Genomic DNA, 16,506 nt, shown 5'->3' on the forward strand with positions numbered 1-16,506 from the left:
ACTGACGACGCTTCTCGGTCATGTACAGATCCTCTCTCATCCCGAGATTCACTGTCCAAGATCATTGGTACACCCCAGGTACGCCCGTGCTTACGGTAGTACACGAGAACGACCAGTCCAACGACGACAGCGGGCGGTCGCTGCTCGACGAGATCGTCCGCGACGGCGCCCGGAAGCTGCTTGCCGCTGCACTGCAAGCGGAGGTTGCCGCCTACATCGACCAGTTCGCTGATCTGGTTGACGAGAACGGGCACCGCCAGGTGGTGCGCAACGGCTACCACACAGAACGCGACGTCCTGACCGCCGCCGGTGCGGTCAACGTGAAAGCTCCCCGGGTCAACGACAAACGCATCGACCCGGACACCGGAGAACGCCAAAGGTTTTCGTCGTTGGGGTCTGCTGCACGAACAGGTGACAGGTTCGTTCACGCAGCCGTGATAGCTGACGTGGTCATGATGGCCTCGTATTCAATCGGGGTCAACTTACCGAGCCGGCTCTGACGTCGGCGGCGATGGTAGGTCCGTTCGATCCAGGTGACGATCGCGATCCGCAGTTCCTCTCGAGATTTCCAGGCCCGCCGATCGAGGACGTTCTTCTGCAACAGCGAGAAGAACGATTCCATGGCAGCGTTGTCGCCGGCCGCTCCGACTCTGCCCATCGACCCGATCAGACTATGACGATCCAAGGTCCGCAGAAACTTTCGGCTTCGAAATTGAGATCCGCGGTCGGAATGTACGATGCATCCGGCAGTATCGGTTCGGCGGGCCAGCGCCGAGGTCAACGCAGCGACCGCGAGTCGGGATTTCATTCGCGAATCGATGGAGTAGCCGACGATCCGGTTCGAGTGAACGTCCTTGATCGCGCACAGGTAGAGTTCGCCTTCCGCTGTGGGATGTTCGGTAATGTCACTGAGCCACAACCTGTTCGGATCTGTCGCGGCGAAATTTCGTTTGACGTGGTCATCGTGTACGGCAGGTCCGGGACGGCCACTCTTGCCTCGTTTCTTGCCGAACACACTCCACCAACCGTTGTCCGAACAAATCCGCCATGCGGTGCGCTCGGTCATCGGATGGCCAGCGCCGCGGGCTTCGTAGGTCAGCAACCGGTAGCCGAATTCAGGGTCGCCGCGATGGGCGTCGAAGAGTGCGTTGGCTCGGTAGGCCTCGGCGAACTCGGCATTGGTCACAGGATGGGAGAGCCAGCGGTAGTACGGCTGTCGAGCGATCTTCAGCACCCGGCACGTCACCGCCACCGGAATCTTTTCGGTGGCGAGTTCTTTCACGAGCGGGTAGAGCCTTTTCCCGGGAGATTGGCTTGCGACAGATACGCCGCTGCCCGTCGCAGAACTTCGTTCTCCTGCTCGAGCAGCCGGATTCGCTTACGCAGTTCCCGGTTCTCGACCACGTCCTCACCGGTAGTTCCTGGTTTGATTCCGTCCTCGATATCGGCCACTTTCAGCCAGCCCGTCAGGCAGGATTCGCTGATCCCGAAATCTGCGGCGATCTGCTTCAACAGCATTCCGGGCTCGCGGCTGCGGGCTACGCGGACAACGTCGTCACGGAACTCTCGGGGATAGGGCTTGGGCATGGTGCACATCCTTCCAGCGGTACCTCTCGGCACCACAGCTCAGATGTCACCTATCCGTGCAGCAGACCCTCGATCCTGCCGGCCTGGGTACGCAAGTCCCCGCAAATGAACGAAGTACTGCCACTGCTGTACCTGCACGGACTCTCCACCAGTGACTTCGGACCGGCATTGGAGCAGTTCCTCGGATCCGGTGCCGGACTCTCACCAGCCTCGATCACCCGACTGACAACTCAATGGCAAGACGAGGCCAAGGCCTTCCAGGATCGAGACCTCTCCGGCACCGACTTCGTCTACCTCTGGGTCGACGGCATCCACCTCAAAGTCCGGCTCGAGCAAGAGAAACTGTGCCTGCTCGTGATGATCGGCCGTCCGCGCGGACGGCCGAAAAGAACTCGTCGCCCTCACCGACGGGTACCGCGAGTCCACCGAGTCGTGGGCGAATTTGCTGCGCAGCTGTCGCCGGCGTGGCATGGCCGCGCCCGTCCTCGCGGTCGGTGACGGCGCACTTGGGTTTTGGAAGGCGCTGCGGGAGGTGTTCTCCGAAGCCCGTGAGCAGCGATGCTGGTTCCACAAACAGTCCAATGTTCTTGCTGTGCTGCCGAAGTCGGCGCATCCAGGCGCCCTCGCAGCGATGAAGGAAATCTGCATAGCGGAGGACACCGACAGGGCCCAGTTGGCGATCAAAGCCTTCGAACTCGACTACAGCGCGAAGTATCCGAAGGCGGTCGCGAAGATCGTCGACGACATCGATGTGCTACTTGAGTTCTACAAGTATCCGGCCGAGCACTGGGTGCATCTACGCACGACAAATCCCATCGAATCGACATTCGCGACTGTGCGGTTACGGACGAAGGTCACCAAGGGGCCAGGCTCCCGTGCGGCCGGACTTGCCATGGCCTACAAGCTGATCGACGCCGCGCAAGCGCGTTGGCGCGCGGTCAACGCACCACATCTGGTTGCGCTCGTGCGGGCCGGCACGGTGTTCCACAAGGGGAAACTGCTCGAACGACCCACCGACATCACCGTATTCGACGCCGGGGCGGCCGAGCCCGCAAGCACTGGATCGGAGGTTGCTTGAAGCTCCCTCATCCACAGGAATTGACAATATCTCTCGTCAAATACGTCCTCGCCACCAGGTTGGTGAACGAGCTCGTCGAAGCCGCGGATGAGAAACAACTCGCTAAAACCATCGCCCGTTACGGGAGATTGGATCTCCTTTTGCTCGACGAACTCGGTTACATGGAACTCGACAAGCGAGGCGCTGAGCTGCTCTTTCAGGTGTTGACCGAACGGGAAGAAAAGAATTCCGTCGCCATCGCTTCCAACGAATCCTTCTCCGGATGGACCAAAACGTTCACCGACCCCAGGCTTTGCGCGGCGATCGAGGACCGGCTGACGTTCGGCGGCAACATCATTGAAACCGGCACGGACTCCTATCGACTCGCGCATACCAGAGCTCAGCAATCCGCCTGATCCATACGCAAGGTGGGTTCGGATCAAGCCGCCCTACTGGACCTGAATGGGATTGACATAGTCACTCCGACCGACCCGGCGACTCGATGACAAGGGCCAAGTACGATGGATAACGAGGTGGAAGCCTGCTCTGAATGCGTTAGCGATCACGTTCGCCGATCACTGGCCCGGGTCGGAAACTTACTGATGGAAACCGGCCGAAACACCGTTAGCGAGATAGGCCCCATCTCTCTCCCACCTGTGAGGTCTGCGCTTCGTGCGTGAGTCTGTGCGCGACAACCGCGTGTGTTCCTGCTCTGCGGCTGCCGTGTTCCCGGATCGCTCAGTCGGTAATAGATGAAGTCGGTCGGCGAAATTGATCAGAAGAGTGAATGAGACGAACGAAGATCCTGTGCAGAGATCAGCAGTCGTCCCAGCACTACATTGCCGACGTCGCGGAGAGTCTCGATGTCGGCTCGCGCGAGGGCGATTGCGTCCTGCGGGTGGATGTGGGGCGAAGAAGTGGTCCACGGTCACCTCGAAGTAGTCGCGAGAGCCTCCACGATCTGCGCTGCGGGATCTGTTCTGACGCCGTTGCGCAGTTGCAAGAGGTACGGTTTCGACACTTCGCAGCCCCGGTCGGCGAGGGCCTGACACAACATGACGTTGCTCACCCGCCGTTCCGGCCGAGCGCAGAGTGCGTCGAGTTGTTCGGCGAACATGCCTCTACCCCTACCCGTGTGTGCTCCCCGATTACCGACAACGCCGGTAACGAAACGTGTGCTGAAACTCGGAAGTGTAACCGTATTCCGCCCGAAATTCGGAGAAATAGGAGGATATTTGCAGTACATCTACACCTCGCCGTCGATCTGCTCGTGGATGCCAAGAGGTGTCTAACGGTGGGGCGGTTACATTCCGATGAGTCGGTTCACTTAGAGTCTCATACATGAGTGCGGCTGGGCTGTACGGGTGGTATATGAGCTTTTGCGTGCGCACGGACGCGCGGTCGCTGGCGGTCCTCGTCAGTACCGCGGGTGCGATTCCTCTGCCTGCGATCGCGTTGTTGTCGCCGTCGTTCGTGCGCGAGGGTGCACCTGTGTATCTGCTCGGGGTGTGCGCGACGACGAGTGCAATTTTTTTGATCACCCTGGTCGTCGGGAAGTTGTCCGACCGGATGTTCTCAGTACTCGGCCTCGTCGGAATGGCCGGCATCGCTCTTGCTGCGTATCTGGTGACCGATCCGGCCGCAGCGAGGGGCATCGTGACCCTACTCTCGGCGATACCTGCGATCGCGGCAATGGCATCGACTAGGCGAGTCATTTTGGGGCACACGATTGTTGCCATCGCATTGGCATGGGCGGTGTCGATCGCTGTCGCCGAGAGCCTCGCATCGGCGTTGGTCAGTTGCGCGGTGTCGGTGACCGTGATCTGGTTGCCGGTGTTCATGATCGGCACGTTGAGGCGCTCACTCGAGTTCTCCCGCGCCCGGTATCGGGAGCTGGCGAACACCGACCCATTGACAGGCCTTCCGAATCGGCGAGGTTTTCTCGACCGCGTCGAACGGTATGCCCGCGAAAATCCGAGTGGCGCCGAGGAAGTGGGTTTTCTCGTCATCGATGTCGATCATTTCAAGCAGATCAACGATCATTTCGGTCACGCCGCCGGAGACGCAGTCCTCAACGATGTCGTCGCAGCGACCCTCGGGGCTGTTCGTGCCGACGTGTTGGTGGGGCGGTTCGGCGGGGAAGAATTCGTGGCTTTCTTCCCCGCGTCGAGCCTCAAGGCGGTCTTCGCGCTGTCGGAGAGCATCCGCATCTCGGTTGCCCAATGCTGCAATGTCACGGTCAGTATCGGCGGGATTTTCTGCACGGTGGACGATCACGGACTCACACCGAGCGTGACGCTCAGCGAGTTCGTCGATGTGCTGGCCCGCCGCGCAGACACGCTGATGTACGCCGCGAAAGCCGCCGGCCGCAACACGGTACGGTGCGAGCACCTTCCTCCGATGAGTATCGATCTGCTCGCCCCTAATCACACGGCCGGCGCCGAACCCGCCCGCTTCGACATCACGACACCAAAGTCTCCCCACTGAGGTCAAGGAACGAGCGCAGCGGCAACTGCACCGGCCGGGCTTCACCAGGTGCAGGCGATGGCCACAGTATTTGGTTATCTGCCCACATGCGCCGCCACACGATCGGATCCGCATCCAGGTGCAGTGTGCGGCGATCCCACCACATGATGCGGGTGCGATACCGCGAGTCCGGATACGCTGCCGCCTGCACCGAAGGATCGACTCGGCCACCGGACGATTCCCATCTCGCCAACACGTGATCGGCGGCTGTGGCCATCACATATCGAGAGTGCAATCGCTCCATCGTCGGCAGCGCCACCCGCGCCAACGCAGCCGAGAGTTTGCCGGAGTGTGCGGTGTTCGGGGATACCCACGCGGATTTCATCTCTACCACTCCGTCGGGGATACGAACGGTGATCGCATCGCGAACCTGTGCGTACCCGGCATTGCCTGCCCACTCGACCAGCGCGTGTGACTGCGACGCGCACGTGTACGGACCCTGAGCGCGCACCCCACCGATCACGTTCCCCTCCTGGACCAGGGCATAGAACAACGATGTCGAGGTTCCTTCGCGTACCGTCGACAGATCCAACGCTGCCTGCGCCCCGTACCGACAGTACGACGCGAACGCTCCTCGCAGGTACTCCTCCCACAAATTCCGGTCGGCAGCGGGTGTGGAGAGAACTATTTCCACCCCCACTGTCCCCGCTACCTTTACAGCGCTGTCGTCTAATACGCCGCAGCCACTCCCCAGTTTGTCCTTGTGTGCGGAAATCACGATCATGTAGATGTCCTTTCGACAGATCCGAGCAGCGATGCGCTGACCGGGCAACGATGAGCAACCCGAAGAGGACTGCTCATCGGTGATTGTGATCGCGTTTCACCGCCCTGTCCCAACCAGAGCGACGCCCACGACAGCCGAGCAACGTGTACGCCCGCGAAGTGCTTGGATATCCAAGACCGGCCGAGGCCTCGCGGCAGATGCGGAAATGAAAGTAGGACAACAGTGGTCCAGGAATACAGGGCAGAAGACCAGTCCCCGGCAACCGTCGAGACAACAACCGGAACGGTGGAAGTCTTCGACGAAACCGACCCCACTCACATGTGCCGCGTCGCCGAGCTCCGGGCCACTGGAATCGATGCCCTCGACACGCTCGTGACCCAACGAGCCTCGCTGCGCTCCTTGACACCAGCACCCGGTGAACCCGAACTCGCCGAGCCCGCTCAATGGATTCTCTACCCGTGGCGGGGCACCCTCGTGAGGCTTCTCGGTCCGCTCGGTTTCCGTCGGCTGCGACTCGATCGCAACCGCAACAAGATCACCACTACCGAACAAGAACAACTCTCGCAGTTGCGGATCGGGATCGTGGGGCTGAGCGTCGGGAGCGCCATCGCTCACGCCCTCGCCCTCGAAGGAACAACTGGGTATCTACGTCTGGCCGACTTCGACGACCTCGATCTTTCCAACCTCAACCGTCTCTCCGCCACCGTTCTGGACCTGGGTGTGAACAAAGCGGTCCTCGCGCAGCGTCGCATCGCCGAGATCGACCCCTATCTTCGCGTGGACGCCTGGACCGACGGAGTCGACGAAAATACGATCGACGACTTCCTCGACGGCCTGGACCTGGTGATCGAGGAATGCGACTCCTTCGACGTCAAAGTCCTCATCCGCGACCGTGCCCGACGACGCGGCATCCCCGTTGTCATGGAAACCAGTGACCGAGGCCTGATCGACGTCGAACGCTACGATCTCGATCCGCAGCGACCACTGTTCCACGGCCTCGTCGGCGATATCGATTCCGCATCCGTGGCGGGGCTGTCGGTTCGGGAAAAGATCCCATTCGGCCTACGCATCCTCGAAGCAGACGCCATCTCTTCCCGTATGGCTGCTTCTGTTCTCGACGTCGGCACCACCTTGTCGACCTGGCCCCAACTCGGCGGAGACGTCCTGCTCGGCGGCGCTTCCGTCGCCGCAGCAGTACGCCGCTTCGGTCTCGGCGAACCGTTACCCTCCGGACGAGCACGAATCGACATCGGTGAACACCTCGATCAGCTACGCGAACCACTCATTCCCCAAGGCCCGACCGAGTCGGCCACGGGTCAATCAGCAGGCACAGCTGATCTTAGGTCCCTGTACGACACGTGCACAGACATCGACGCTGTCGCGTTCGCTGCCACCCGTGCCCCGTCCGGCGGCAACGCTCAACCCTGGATCATCGACGTCGATACGACAGGCATTACCCTGCGCATTGACGAAACGCGTTCCTCGACAGTCGATATCGAGCACCGGGGCAGTTTCGTCGCGCTCGGCGCGGCACTGCACAACGCACGTATCGCCGCCGCCCACCGAAATATCCTCGGCGAGACGGACATCACCGGCGACGGAACTGCCACCACCGCCCGCATTGCATTCACCACAGGCACAGACACCCGACTCGCCACACAACTTCCCGGCATGCTCGACCGAGTCACACACCGTGGGGCACCCGGCACCGACCCGATTCTCCCCGAGCTGACGAATCTGGCCGACCTGGCCGCACGTCTGTCCACCCAGACTCACCGCGTGCACCTGATCGAGGACCGCGACACGATCGACCGCTTGGCGGAGAACATCAGCGCCACCGACCGCATCCGCTTCCTCACCGACCGTCTGCACCGGGAAATGATCGCCGAACTACGGTGGCCGGACTCACACGACCTCGACACCGGCATCGAAGTCACCAGCCTCGGCATCCCGACCGCGGGCCTCGCCGCCCTCGAACTCCTCCGCCGCCCCGACGTCATGACCCACCTCAACCTATGGGACACCGGGCAAGCACTCCGCTCAGACACCATCACCCGCCTGACCTCGAGTAACGCCATCGCCGTCATCACCCAGACCGGCACCTCTGCACGCGACTACATTCGCGGCGGCGCAGTGGCAGAAGAATTCTGGATACACACACAAGCACAGGGATACTCCGTGCACCCGATCACCCCCCTCCCGCTCTACGCCACCGCCGCGCACCACCTCAAGCGCCTCACCCCCGACCGCGTCGACGAACTCACCACACTGCGGGACGAGCTGAACACACTCACCGCCACCACATCCAGCCACCCCGCCACCCTCATCCTGCGCATATTCCGCACCTCCACCCCAGCATCACCGAGCCGGCGACATACACCACACCACTGATCGCACAACGACGACCATCGACCTGCGGACACCATGCGAACGCGTACACCATCGCGACCCGGCTCAGCGGGAGCTGGCACCGCACCCGAGGATCGAGGAGACCGGCGGCAGATCGCACACATCACACGAAACCGCCCCGATCTGCGTCATCGAATAGCCCTCAGAGCGCCGTGGACCAGCGCTTCACGGCCAAAATTGGTGCTTCACCGTCACAAATCCTTGGCATGCCCTCACCCTGAAACCCAGCGAAACAACAAGACACACGGCGGCGCCCTGTCACGCACGACGACGCATCCGCGCCATGCCAACTACGGCGTCAAAACCATGCCATTTCCAGCCGAAAGTCACAACCTCGGGGACTGTTTCGGGACTGTTTCGTAATCGGTGTTTCGGCCCGAGACGCTGAGTGAATGCTCGGCGAGGAGGTGCCGAGATGACGACACTGGAAGATGTGACGAAGAAGAGGTCCGAGCCCTCCGCGGAAGCTGCGGCGGCTGCGGAGCTGGTCAGGTTGGCGAAGGAGCAGGGTCTGTCGCTGACCGATCCGGACGGTTTGCTCAAGCAGTTCACCAAAACTGTCCTGGAAACTGCGTTGAACGAGGAGATGACCGAGCACCTCGGGCACGACAAGAACCAAGCGCCGCCGGAGCGGGACTCGACGAACATCCGCAACGGGACTCGGTCGAAAACGGTGTTGACCGAGGCGACCGGGCATGTTCCGATCGAGGTCCCTCGTGATCGGGAAGGGACGTTCGAGCCGCAGATCGTCAAGAAACGCCAACGTCGATTGACCGGGGTCGATGAGATCGTGTTGTCGCTGTACGCCAAAGGATTAACGACCGGTGAGATCTCCGCTCATTTCGCTGAAATCTACGGCGCCTCGGTCTCGAAAGAGACCATCTCACGGATCACCGACAAGGTGCTCGAGGAGATGCAGGACTGGGCTGCCCGGCCGCTCGACGAGGTGTACGCGGCGATCTTCATCGATGCGATCGTCGTCAAGGTCAGGGACGGGCAGGAAAGCGAACCGGCCTATCTATGCCGCGATCGGCGTCAGTCTCGACTGGCACCGGGACGTGCTCGGGTTGTGGGCCGGCACCGGCGGTGAGGGCGCCAAATTCTTCGATGTCCGTGCTCACAGACATTCGAAATCGGGGCACCCGGGACGTGTTCTTCCTGGTCTGCGACGGATTGAAAGGTCTACCGGAGGTCGCCCTAGAACGTCTGGCCGGCGACCACTGTCCAAACGTGTGTAATCCATTTGATCCGGAACACATTTCGGTTGTCGTCGCGGCAGCATTGGGATGCACTCAAACACGATCTCAAGCCGATCTTTCACTGCCCCGACCGAGGCCGCCGCGAGGGCAGCGTTCGACGATCTCGCAGACCGTTGGGGCAAGCAGAATCCGGCGATCATCCGACTGTGGAACAACGCCTGGCAGGAATTCATCCCGTTCCTCGACTACGACACCGAGATACGGCGAGTGCTGTGCTCCTACCAACGCTATTGAGTCCTTGAATGCTCGATACCGGCGTGCTGTCAAGGCTCGTGGGCATTTTCCCACCGAGGCTGCCGCGCTCAAGTGCCTCTATCTGGTGACTCGTTCACTGGACCCGACAGGCAAGGGCCAGGCACGATGGATAACGAGGTGGAAGCCCGCCCTGAACGCGTTTGCGATCACGTTCGCCGATCGTTGGCCAGGATCGGAAACCTACTGATGAAAACCGGCCGAAACACCCTTAACGAGATAGACCCGCGGGCGGTCGTCCTCCGCGTGTTGAATGCGGTCGGTGATAATTGTAGTGAACATTCCATACCTCAACGGCAGTGCGTCGTTGCTGCTCGCTGGTGTACTCACGGGAGTACAACAGTTCTTCGGCGAGGATGCGGTTGTAGCGTTCGACCTTCCCATTGTGTTTCGGTGTGTACGGCTTGATGCGGTAGTGCCGAGCCTCGCGGAGTGAAGACGTGAAATCTGCTGCCCGATAGCATGATCCGTTGTCGGTGATCACGCGTTCGATACGGGTGATGCCGTGTGCAGCGAAGAAGAGTCGGGCGTTGTGCATGAAATCGATGGCTGTTGCAGCGGTTTCGTTGTCGCGTGCCTCGGTGTACGCCAAACGGGTGTTGCCGTCGATCGCGGAGTGCAGGTAGGTGTAACCGATCCGAGGTTGCTTCGCTCGGGTTTTCCGCCGTTGGGATCGTTTGGCCTGGTCGGACCCGCGGCCGTGGGCACGCCAACCGCCGCCGTCCGGGATTCTTCCGACTTTCTTCACATCGACATGGACCATCTGACCAGGTCGTTTCGCAACGATGACCTGCGGTTTTCGGGTGGTTTCGCCGTTCGGATCGATGAACCGGCGACGATTCAGACCGAGGTCCCGCAAGATTCTCGTGACCGTTCGACGAGCAATGGTGATGCCGTCGGTGCGCAGCTCGAATGTGATCCGTGAGGCCGACCATTTCCGGGTCCGTCGCATCGCTTCGATCTCGGTGACGACCTCTGCCGCTGTGGCGGTCGGGTGGTGCTTCGGTGCGCTGGATCGGTCTTGTAATCCCAGGTCACCGTACTTGCGGTACCGGTTGACCCATGTGGAGGCGCACTGGCGGGAGACGCCCATCTCGGCGGCTACGTGGGCGATCGGACGACTCTGGCACCGCTCGATCAGGCGCCGTCTTCCCTCGACAGTCAAGGGGGCATTACGGTATGTCACAGGGCTGGTCCTTCTTGGTCGAGAACGGTTGTGTCGCAACTCCCATTCTTACGCCGAGGACCAGCCCGTCTACTTTAGTCCCGCGTCATCAACGTCCATACCCACAACAACTAGTCGTGACAATCTCGATTGGTGCCGGCATACGCAGGCGGTACTTGCGCTGGCGAGACGGCAGTTGAACGTGTTGTGGGCGATGCTTCGCGACAACGCCGTTTATCACCCGGGCCGATTGTCGCGCCAACGGGATAGGCGCCGGCCTGTTTTGCACTTCACCGCATGCTCCGCCACCTACGAATAGTAGGCGTACGCACGATGATTAGTTCGCCACGAGTCAGTGCTCGACTCTGGACAATAGATAATTGGTGCACATCGAGGAGCCAAACTTATCTCGCCATTGGGTGCGTGGCGCTAAGACTTCGATGTGATTTGGTTGGAGACTGATTTGATTTTCGGAATCATCCGCACCTTAGTACGTCCAGACTTGTCGCCCAGAGAACTATCGCTGAACCCAGCCCTACAGCCGCGCGCATCACGCTCAAATTATTCCCATCAATCGCTGAAACTAGACCGAAAATTGCAAGTGCGATCATGGCAGATCCAGTTGCCCAATACTGTGATTGTCCGAAAATCCATGCGAGGGGATAGAAATGAACTCCCACGATTAAACAGATAATAGGAAGCACTAAATGCCCACGTCCCGTGGTGACGAGCACTGCAACTGCCGCTGCGATTAGCGTATATTGCCCGATGGTGGTCCATCTGTACCCGTCGAAGCGAGCAGGAAAATTAGTAATTCTTTTCTTCTCAACCGGCGATCGGAAGGGAGGTGCGAAGGCTGCGACGATAACAAATACGGAGATCAAAACTGTAACTGCAATATAATGAGTTGGCAATGTCAGTGCTGAAGATCCGATGATCCCCCAAGCTGTAGCGTAGAAAACAAGAATCAATGCGCCTCGCCGTTTAGGTGTGAGAGGTAGCTGTTTTGCGTCCGGTCTGATGCTCATTCGGAGAGGCTACAGTACGTGATGTCGGTAAATTCGTCTCGGTATCGCCAAACCGGAGAAATCGGTGGTTAGGAAGTCGCTCACTAAACACCGTGTCGGTGGTCAAGTCACCTCTCAGTTCGCGGTAGATCGACGTCATGGTTCGGATGTGGCTACCCAGTCTGAATTCGTCTTCTCCGCTTTCACCACAGCGCGAACGGCAGCCCTACCTGCACGATCAGGGGGACAGTCTTCCCTATGACGTCGAAACCTTCTGGCAATTCATTTGTTCCATAATGCTTTTGGCGCCTTACAGACGACGCCCACTGGTATGCCGGCCCTGGCCAGCCATGGTGGCGATCGGAATGCCGGCTGTTTCCGGCCCACCGATTGTTTCGGCGTGCTCGGGAACCAATGGAACCATGCGCTCGGCGATGCGACGTGCGAGGAGGGTCGAATCCGCTCACGTTGGCGGCGTGTGCTCACACACAGGGCTGCGCTTCATGAACCGCGACCGCGCCCGGCTCACTGTGTGCGAGTGATGTGATCCGCCACCACTCAGGGCCCGAGACGTACTGCATGTAGTCGTACGTGCGGATATACCCGATATCACCCGGATCACCAGGCGGCGGCGGGTCAGCAACTATCAGCAGCCGTGGGACCGCGTACCTCCACATGAACGAGAACGCGAGACCAGCAAACGCGGACGCAATGGCTGCAACCACAACCCACCACAGCATGTCCTGTGGGCGTCTGACGAAGAGCGACATACAGAAAGTGTCGCCGATCGCACATGACCACGACACAACAGTCCACAGCCCGGAACGGCCGCAGTCGCGGAAAGCCTGTGCCGCCGATGCTCCCCCACTCGGGTACCCACCGACCGGGGAGCGCTGGCGTATTCACTGAACTAACGAATACACTGCGAGCAGACAACAGTCCCTGGCCGCGGTGATGACGCTGGCCCCTCTGCTTGCACTCCCCAGCGCATCGCCCTGGATGGCAAACGGATGCAATCGCCTTTCTTTGGCTCGTTTCCCGGTGCCGAACATTTCGCTTTCACCCACGGATTGCTGTTCTGCGTAACACATCCCAGCTGAGAACACACCGGCCCTCGGCCGTCCACATTACTGAATCGAGTGAAAGAATATGAGCACCAACATAATTACTTTCGGCACGGAGCGATCGATCATCGAGAACATGCTCGACCGGAACCGCGAAGCGCTGATCAATACCGTACGCGGACTCTCTGAAATCGACGCCCGTCAACGACTCGTCGTATCGCTGACGACACCGATCTCCTTGATCAAGCATGCCGCTGCCGCGGAACGGATATGTTTCCAACGGTTTTGGGCAGGACTCAGTGAATCCGAATGCGATGGATACTCCCGCCGAGACGAGGGCACCTTCGACGTAGCCGACGACGAGGCGCTGGCAGATGTCATCGCCGAGTTCGAGCGCGCTAGCCAGCGGTCACGTGAGATCGCCTCCCGCTTCGCCCTCGACGACATCCTGGACATTCCGCGAGAAGGGACCGTCAGCATGCGATGGACGCTACTTCTGATGATCCAAGAGTTCGCCAGGCACGCAGGCCACGGGGATATCCTCCGTGAACAGATTGACAAGCCGCTACTTTGAAAGGGCCCGGCCTCAGCTAACTCCCACGGGGTCGCGACGAGCATGTTCGTCCTGCACAGCAGCATCCCCGTCGGCGTCGTCCTGCAGCCGGATTGGGTGCGAGTTTCTTTGCCCCTCGTCATACCGATGTCTCCTGAGCTCAGTGCTGACCGTCGCCGTTGGGTTGATGTGCAGCAGCCATCTCAGGTGCGGAGGGCATCGGTGATTGCTGCACGTAACGGGTCGTGTCTTGCGGTGAGCTGATGGGCCGGGTCAGTCCATTGGCTGGATGGGTAGAGCCAGACGGGCATGCGTCGGTACCGCTCTGGTTCCCATTCGTCACGGGGCCAGATGTGAGTGTGCAGGAATTCGTCTGTGTTTCCCAGAATCTCGATGTTCGCCCGCCGAAACTCGCTGTCCGCCCGGAGGCAGGCATCTTCCACTGCGCAGGCGAGGCGATCGACGCTCTCGAGGTATGCCAGTCGACGAGATCGAGGAAGGTCACTCAAACGTGTGACGGTGAGGTCATCTGTCAGAAGGACACAGTATCCCGGCAACCACTGGACGTCCCCGATCACAGCGAACGCCTCCGGCAGTGATGTCAGCACAGTTGGGTTCTGGCCCTTGAGAGCGGATTCCACTCGTCTATGTCTCCAGTCAGTCACCCCTCGATACTGCCTGGCACCTGCTCTGCGTGAGAAGAGCCCAGTACATCGAACCAGCTGAAGTCCTCACAGCAATAGAGCGATTGTACGAATCGCTGGTGCACCAGATGCCGCCGACTTCCTGACGAGTCCCGCCGGTCCGCGGTCTCAGCCAGACCAAATCTGTTGCACGATCATCCACAGCCACTCCCGGACAGGCTGCGGAAACGGGCTCCAGTACAACCACCAATTATCCACAATGAACCTTCCTCAATTATGCTGTTGCACTGACTGATTCAGTGACGACCTGGCAGGTTGACTGGCGGATGTGCAGTATTCGAAAGGTGCAGTATTCCGGAAGTTCCTGTGGGTGTCGGACTGCAGCCGGTTTGGGTGCAAGTTTCTCTGTCCCTCGTCATACCGCTCCTGAGTTCAGTGCTGACTGTCGCCGTTGGGTCGATGTGCAGCCGCCATCTCAGGTGCGAGGGCTGGCAACCCTACTCGACAGCCGCGATGCCGGCTCTACGAATGCTCGACAACCACCGATGGGTGAAAGACAATTTAGTGATCACGGCTCGGCCCGACCCGAACGCTCGACATCGCCAACCGATGAACGCTTCGGCAGGGCGGCGGACCGGTGGCGAAGGGTTTGACTACCTACCGGTGAACCGCAATACAGCCGTCTGATCCTCACTGGAGAACTCCTCTACCAGGTCGTACCCCAACGGCGCCGCCAACTGCAGAACCGCAGGCACCTGACCCGGATTCATCTCAATGAGAAGCGAGCCCTCCTCTGCAAGCCATGACTGGGCGTCACTGAGCAGCGCAGCGATGCAATCCAATCCTCGACTTCCCCCGAAGAGGGCTTCGCCCGGCTAGAAGTCGATGGCTTCTCGCGGGAGAAATCGTGCTTCCGAGTCCGGGACGTACGGAGGTACCGCGGCGATCACTTCCACCTTGTGCCTCAGTTCCACCGCAAGCCCAGACAGCACGTCTCCTTGGTAGGTAGCAGCGCGGAAGTCGGCGTTTGCCTGCGCATAGGAAAGGGCAGTCGAATTACTGTCCGTGACATGCACATTCGCCCGCGGATGACGATCCAGCACCGTCGCGGCGACGGGCGCGACCCCGCAGAAAGCTACGAGCACAACTGGATTGTCGATCGCCTCGACCAGATCCGCGGTGGCATCGGCCAGGAGCAGGGTTCGTTGCCGTGGCACGAAAACTCCCGGGCCTACGCGAAGCCGAAGCTCTGCGAACTGCACCCATCCAACGATCTGCTCGAGAGGTTCCCCAGCTATACGGCGGTGCGTCCATGACTCGAGTTCCTGGAAGTTCGAGGTCGAGTTCCAGATGATCTCGGCCTCGTCCTCAGCGAAGACGCAGCCCGCACCGCGCAGCGTCTCAGTGAGCGCGCTCATTGCCGCAACGCTGCTCACGCCGTGTATTCCACAACGACGAACCCGTCGTCAATCCACGCCAGCCGTCCTCCGGCTGCCATCATGTTTTCTGCGGCATCGGCCAGTCGACCATAAATCGCCGATGCTAGAGCCAGACTCCTCGCCTGATCCGCAAGATGCACGAAGCCCAGGGTTTCGACGGTGCGCTGAAGGTGTCCGTCCTTGACTCTGTGCGACCGAAGTCCGCTTCCCTCCGCCACCAGATCGAATCCTGGTCCAGTTCGTGCTGGGGCGATGGCCCACCACTTTTCACCGGCTTCAGCTGGACCTAGTTGTTTCTCGATAATGGCGCGGGTGGAGTTATCGACGATCTTGCCGTCCGCCGCTACAAGCTGACCTTCTACGAACCGGATCCACGTCGCCGACGGCGCATCAACTCTGCTGAGCACGTCAGACCCTTGGGCGGGAGGATCGTTGATTACGCGGAGCCGCACCGACAACGGTGAGGCGTGCAAGTTGGTCTGCGGCGGTCTTCTCCGCACTGATCCGAGTGCTGTGCGCTGATGGCACTGTCACGTAGTTGAACGCGGAAAACCCGGAGGCTATGGCGCGACCACCCTAATGCTGTCGCACAAGGGCCACCACTACCCGGCGGAGATCATCAAAACTGCGTGTGGTTGCACTTCCGGTTTCCGCTCAGCTTCCATGAAGTCGAGGAACTTATGCTCGAACCCGGTGTCGTGGTGAGTTACGAGACGATCCGGCGACGCCAAGTTTGAGCAGGCTGAATCGCATGTAAGTGTTTGTAGTGGCCGGCCCGGGGCTGGCTGACAGGATAGGTGTCGTCGCTACAACGCCGTGT

The 16,506-nt window shown here is 60.3% G+C and carries 11 protein-coding genes and 7 pseudogenes; 10 read left to right on the plus strand and 8 right to left on the minus strand.

Annotation, left to right across the window (positions count from 1 at the left end):
* Positions 1–86 precede the first annotated feature (86 nt).
* Positions 87–389, plus strand: a pseudogene (locus R4P65_RS32440) (transposase); the annotation flags it as partial.
* A 35-nt stretch (positions 390–424) separates the two neighbouring features.
* Here R4P65_RS32440 and R4P65_RS32445 read toward each other — a convergent pair.
* Positions 425–1,587 (minus strand): IS3 family transposase gene (locus tag R4P65_RS32445; RefSeq protein ID WP_317829611.1). Its coding sequence is split into 2 segments (ribosomal slippage): positions 425–1,300 and positions 1,303–1,587, totalling 1,161 coding nucleotides; the frame shifts between segments, so codons are not numbered across the junction.
* Positions 1,588–1,656: 69 nt separating this feature from the next.
* Between R4P65_RS32445 and R4P65_RS32450 the strand changes: the two are divergent.
* The 4 genes and pseudogenes from R4P65_RS32450 to R4P65_RS32460 form a co-directional block, all read left to right on the plus strand.
* Positions 1,657–2,665: pseudogene (locus R4P65_RS32450) on the plus strand (IS256 family transposase); the annotation flags it as partial.
* A 35-nt stretch (positions 2,666–2,700) separates the two neighbouring features.
* A pseudogene (locus R4P65_RS32455) lies at positions 2,701–3,060 on the plus strand (ATP-binding protein); the annotation flags it as partial.
* Positions 3,061–3,133: 73 nt separating this feature from the next.
* Positions 3,134–3,247, plus strand: a pseudogene (locus R4P65_RS33330) (hypothetical protein); the annotation flags it as partial.
* A gap of 738 nt (positions 3,248–3,985) precedes the next feature.
* The gene (locus R4P65_RS32460; protein WP_317829612.1) at positions 3,986–5,131 is read left to right on the plus strand and encodes a GGDEF domain-containing protein; all 1,146 of its coding nucleotides are present in this window, start codon (positions 3,986–3,988) and stop codon (positions 5,129–5,131) included.
* Here the strand turns inward: R4P65_RS32460 and R4P65_RS32465 are convergent.
* Positions 5,106–5,894: a hypothetical protein gene (locus tag R4P65_RS32465; RefSeq protein WP_317829613.1), complete on the minus strand. Its 789-nt coding sequence runs from the start codon at positions 5,892–5,894 to the stop codon at positions 5,106–5,108. The two genes, R4P65_RS32460 and R4P65_RS32465, sit on opposite strands and share 26 nt — an antisense overlap.
* 222 nt (positions 5,895–6,116) lie before the next feature.
* Between R4P65_RS32465 and R4P65_RS32470 the strand changes: the two genes are divergently transcribed.
* Complete coding sequence (locus R4P65_RS32470) at positions 6,117–8,285, plus strand: Rv1355c family protein (RefSeq protein ID WP_317829614.1); 2,169 nt, start codon at positions 6,117–6,119, stop codon at positions 8,283–8,285.
* Positions 8,286–8,718: 433 nt separating this feature from the next.
* A pseudogene (locus R4P65_RS32475) lies at positions 8,719–10,004 on the plus strand (IS256 family transposase).
* A gap of 21 nt (positions 10,005–10,025) precedes the next feature.
* Here R4P65_RS32475 and R4P65_RS32480 read toward each other — a convergent pair.
* A complete protein-coding gene (locus tag R4P65_RS32480; RefSeq protein ID WP_317829615.1) occupies positions 10,026–11,000 on the minus strand; it encodes an IS481 family transposase in 975 nt (324 codons plus the stop codon).
* Between the two features lie 103 nt (positions 11,001–11,103).
* Between R4P65_RS32480 and R4P65_RS33335 the strand changes: the two are divergent.
* Positions 11,104–11,298: pseudogene (locus tag R4P65_RS33335) on the plus strand (hypothetical protein); the annotation flags it as partial.
* Positions 11,299–11,455: 157 nt separating this feature from the next.
* Here R4P65_RS33335 and R4P65_RS32485 read toward each other — a convergent pair.
* Both R4P65_RS32485 and R4P65_RS32490 read right to left on the minus strand, forming a co-directional pair.
* Positions 11,456–12,007: a hypothetical protein gene (locus R4P65_RS32485; RefSeq protein WP_317829616.1), complete on the minus strand. Its 552-nt coding sequence runs from the start codon at positions 12,005–12,007 to the stop codon at positions 11,456–11,458.
* 461 nt (positions 12,008–12,468) lie between these two features.
* Positions 12,469–12,756 (minus strand): hypothetical protein, encoded by a 288-nt coding sequence (locus tag R4P65_RS32490; protein ID WP_317829617.1) that lies wholly within the window; start codon positions 12,754–12,756, stop codon positions 12,469–12,471.
* 379 nt (positions 12,757–13,135) lie between these two features.
* Here R4P65_RS32490 and R4P65_RS32495 point away from each other — a divergent pair, with 379 nt between their 5' ends.
* The gene (locus R4P65_RS32495; RefSeq protein ID WP_317829618.1) at positions 13,136–13,624 is read left to right on the plus strand and encodes a DinB family protein; all 489 of its coding nucleotides are present in this window, start codon (positions 13,136–13,138) and stop codon (positions 13,622–13,624) included.
* Between the two features lie 182 nt (positions 13,625–13,806).
* On the opposite strand, the gene R4P65_RS32500 is transcribed toward R4P65_RS32495, so the two are convergent.
* The 3 genes from R4P65_RS32500 to R4P65_RS32510 form a co-directional block, all read right to left on the minus strand.
* On the minus strand, positions 13,807–14,268 hold the full coding sequence (locus R4P65_RS32500; RefSeq protein ID WP_317829619.1) for a diadenosine tetraphosphate hydrolase: 462 nt from the start codon (positions 14,266–14,268) through the stop codon (positions 13,807–13,809).
* Positions 14,269–15,122: 854 nt separating this feature from the next.
* Positions 15,123–15,665: a methyltransferase gene (locus R4P65_RS32505; RefSeq protein ID WP_317829620.1), complete on the minus strand. Its 543-nt coding sequence runs from the start codon at positions 15,663–15,665 to the stop codon at positions 15,123–15,125.
* Positions 15,666–15,679: 14 nt separating this feature from the next.
* A complete protein-coding gene (locus tag R4P65_RS32510) occupies positions 15,680–16,093 on the minus strand; it encodes a hypothetical protein (protein WP_317829621.1) in 414 nt (137 codons plus the stop codon).
* 172 nt (positions 16,094–16,265) lie between these two features.
* Here R4P65_RS32510 and R4P65_RS32515 point away from each other — a divergent pair.
* Positions 16,266–16,411: pseudogene (locus R4P65_RS32515) on the plus strand (IS6 family transposase); the annotation flags it as partial.
* Positions 16,412–16,506 lie beyond the last annotated feature (95 nt).

Source organism: Rhodococcus sp. IEGM 1318, assembly GCF_033142465.1.
GTDB lineage: Bacteria > Actinomycetota > Actinomycetes > Mycobacteriales > Mycobacteriaceae > Rhodococcus_F > Rhodococcus_F qingshengii_B.

Bases quoted from the DNA above. Each gene is read 5' to 3' on its own strand.
- R4P65_RS32460 (WP_317829612.1), top strand. From the start codon at position 3,986: ATGAGTGCGGCTGGGCTGTACGGGTGGTATATGAGCTTTTGCGTGCGC.
- R4P65_RS32465 (WP_317829613.1), bottom strand. From the start codon at position 5,894: ATGATCGTGATTTCCGCACACAAGGACAAACTGGGGAGTGGCTGCGGC.
- R4P65_RS32485 (WP_317829616.1), bottom strand. From the start codon at position 12,007: ATGAGCATCAGACCGGACGCAAAACAGCTACCTCTCACACCTAAACGG.
- R4P65_RS32490 (WP_317829617.1), bottom strand. From the start codon at position 12,756: ATGTCGCTCTTCGTCAGACGCCCACAGGACATGCTGTGGTGGGTTGTG.
- R4P65_RS32495 (WP_317829618.1), top strand. From the start codon at position 13,136: ATGAGCACCAACATAATTACTTTCGGCACGGAGCGATCGATCATCGAG.
- R4P65_RS32505 (WP_317829620.1), bottom strand. From the start codon at position 15,665: ATGAGCGCGCTCACTGAGACGCTGCGCGGTGCGGGCTGCGTCTTCGCT.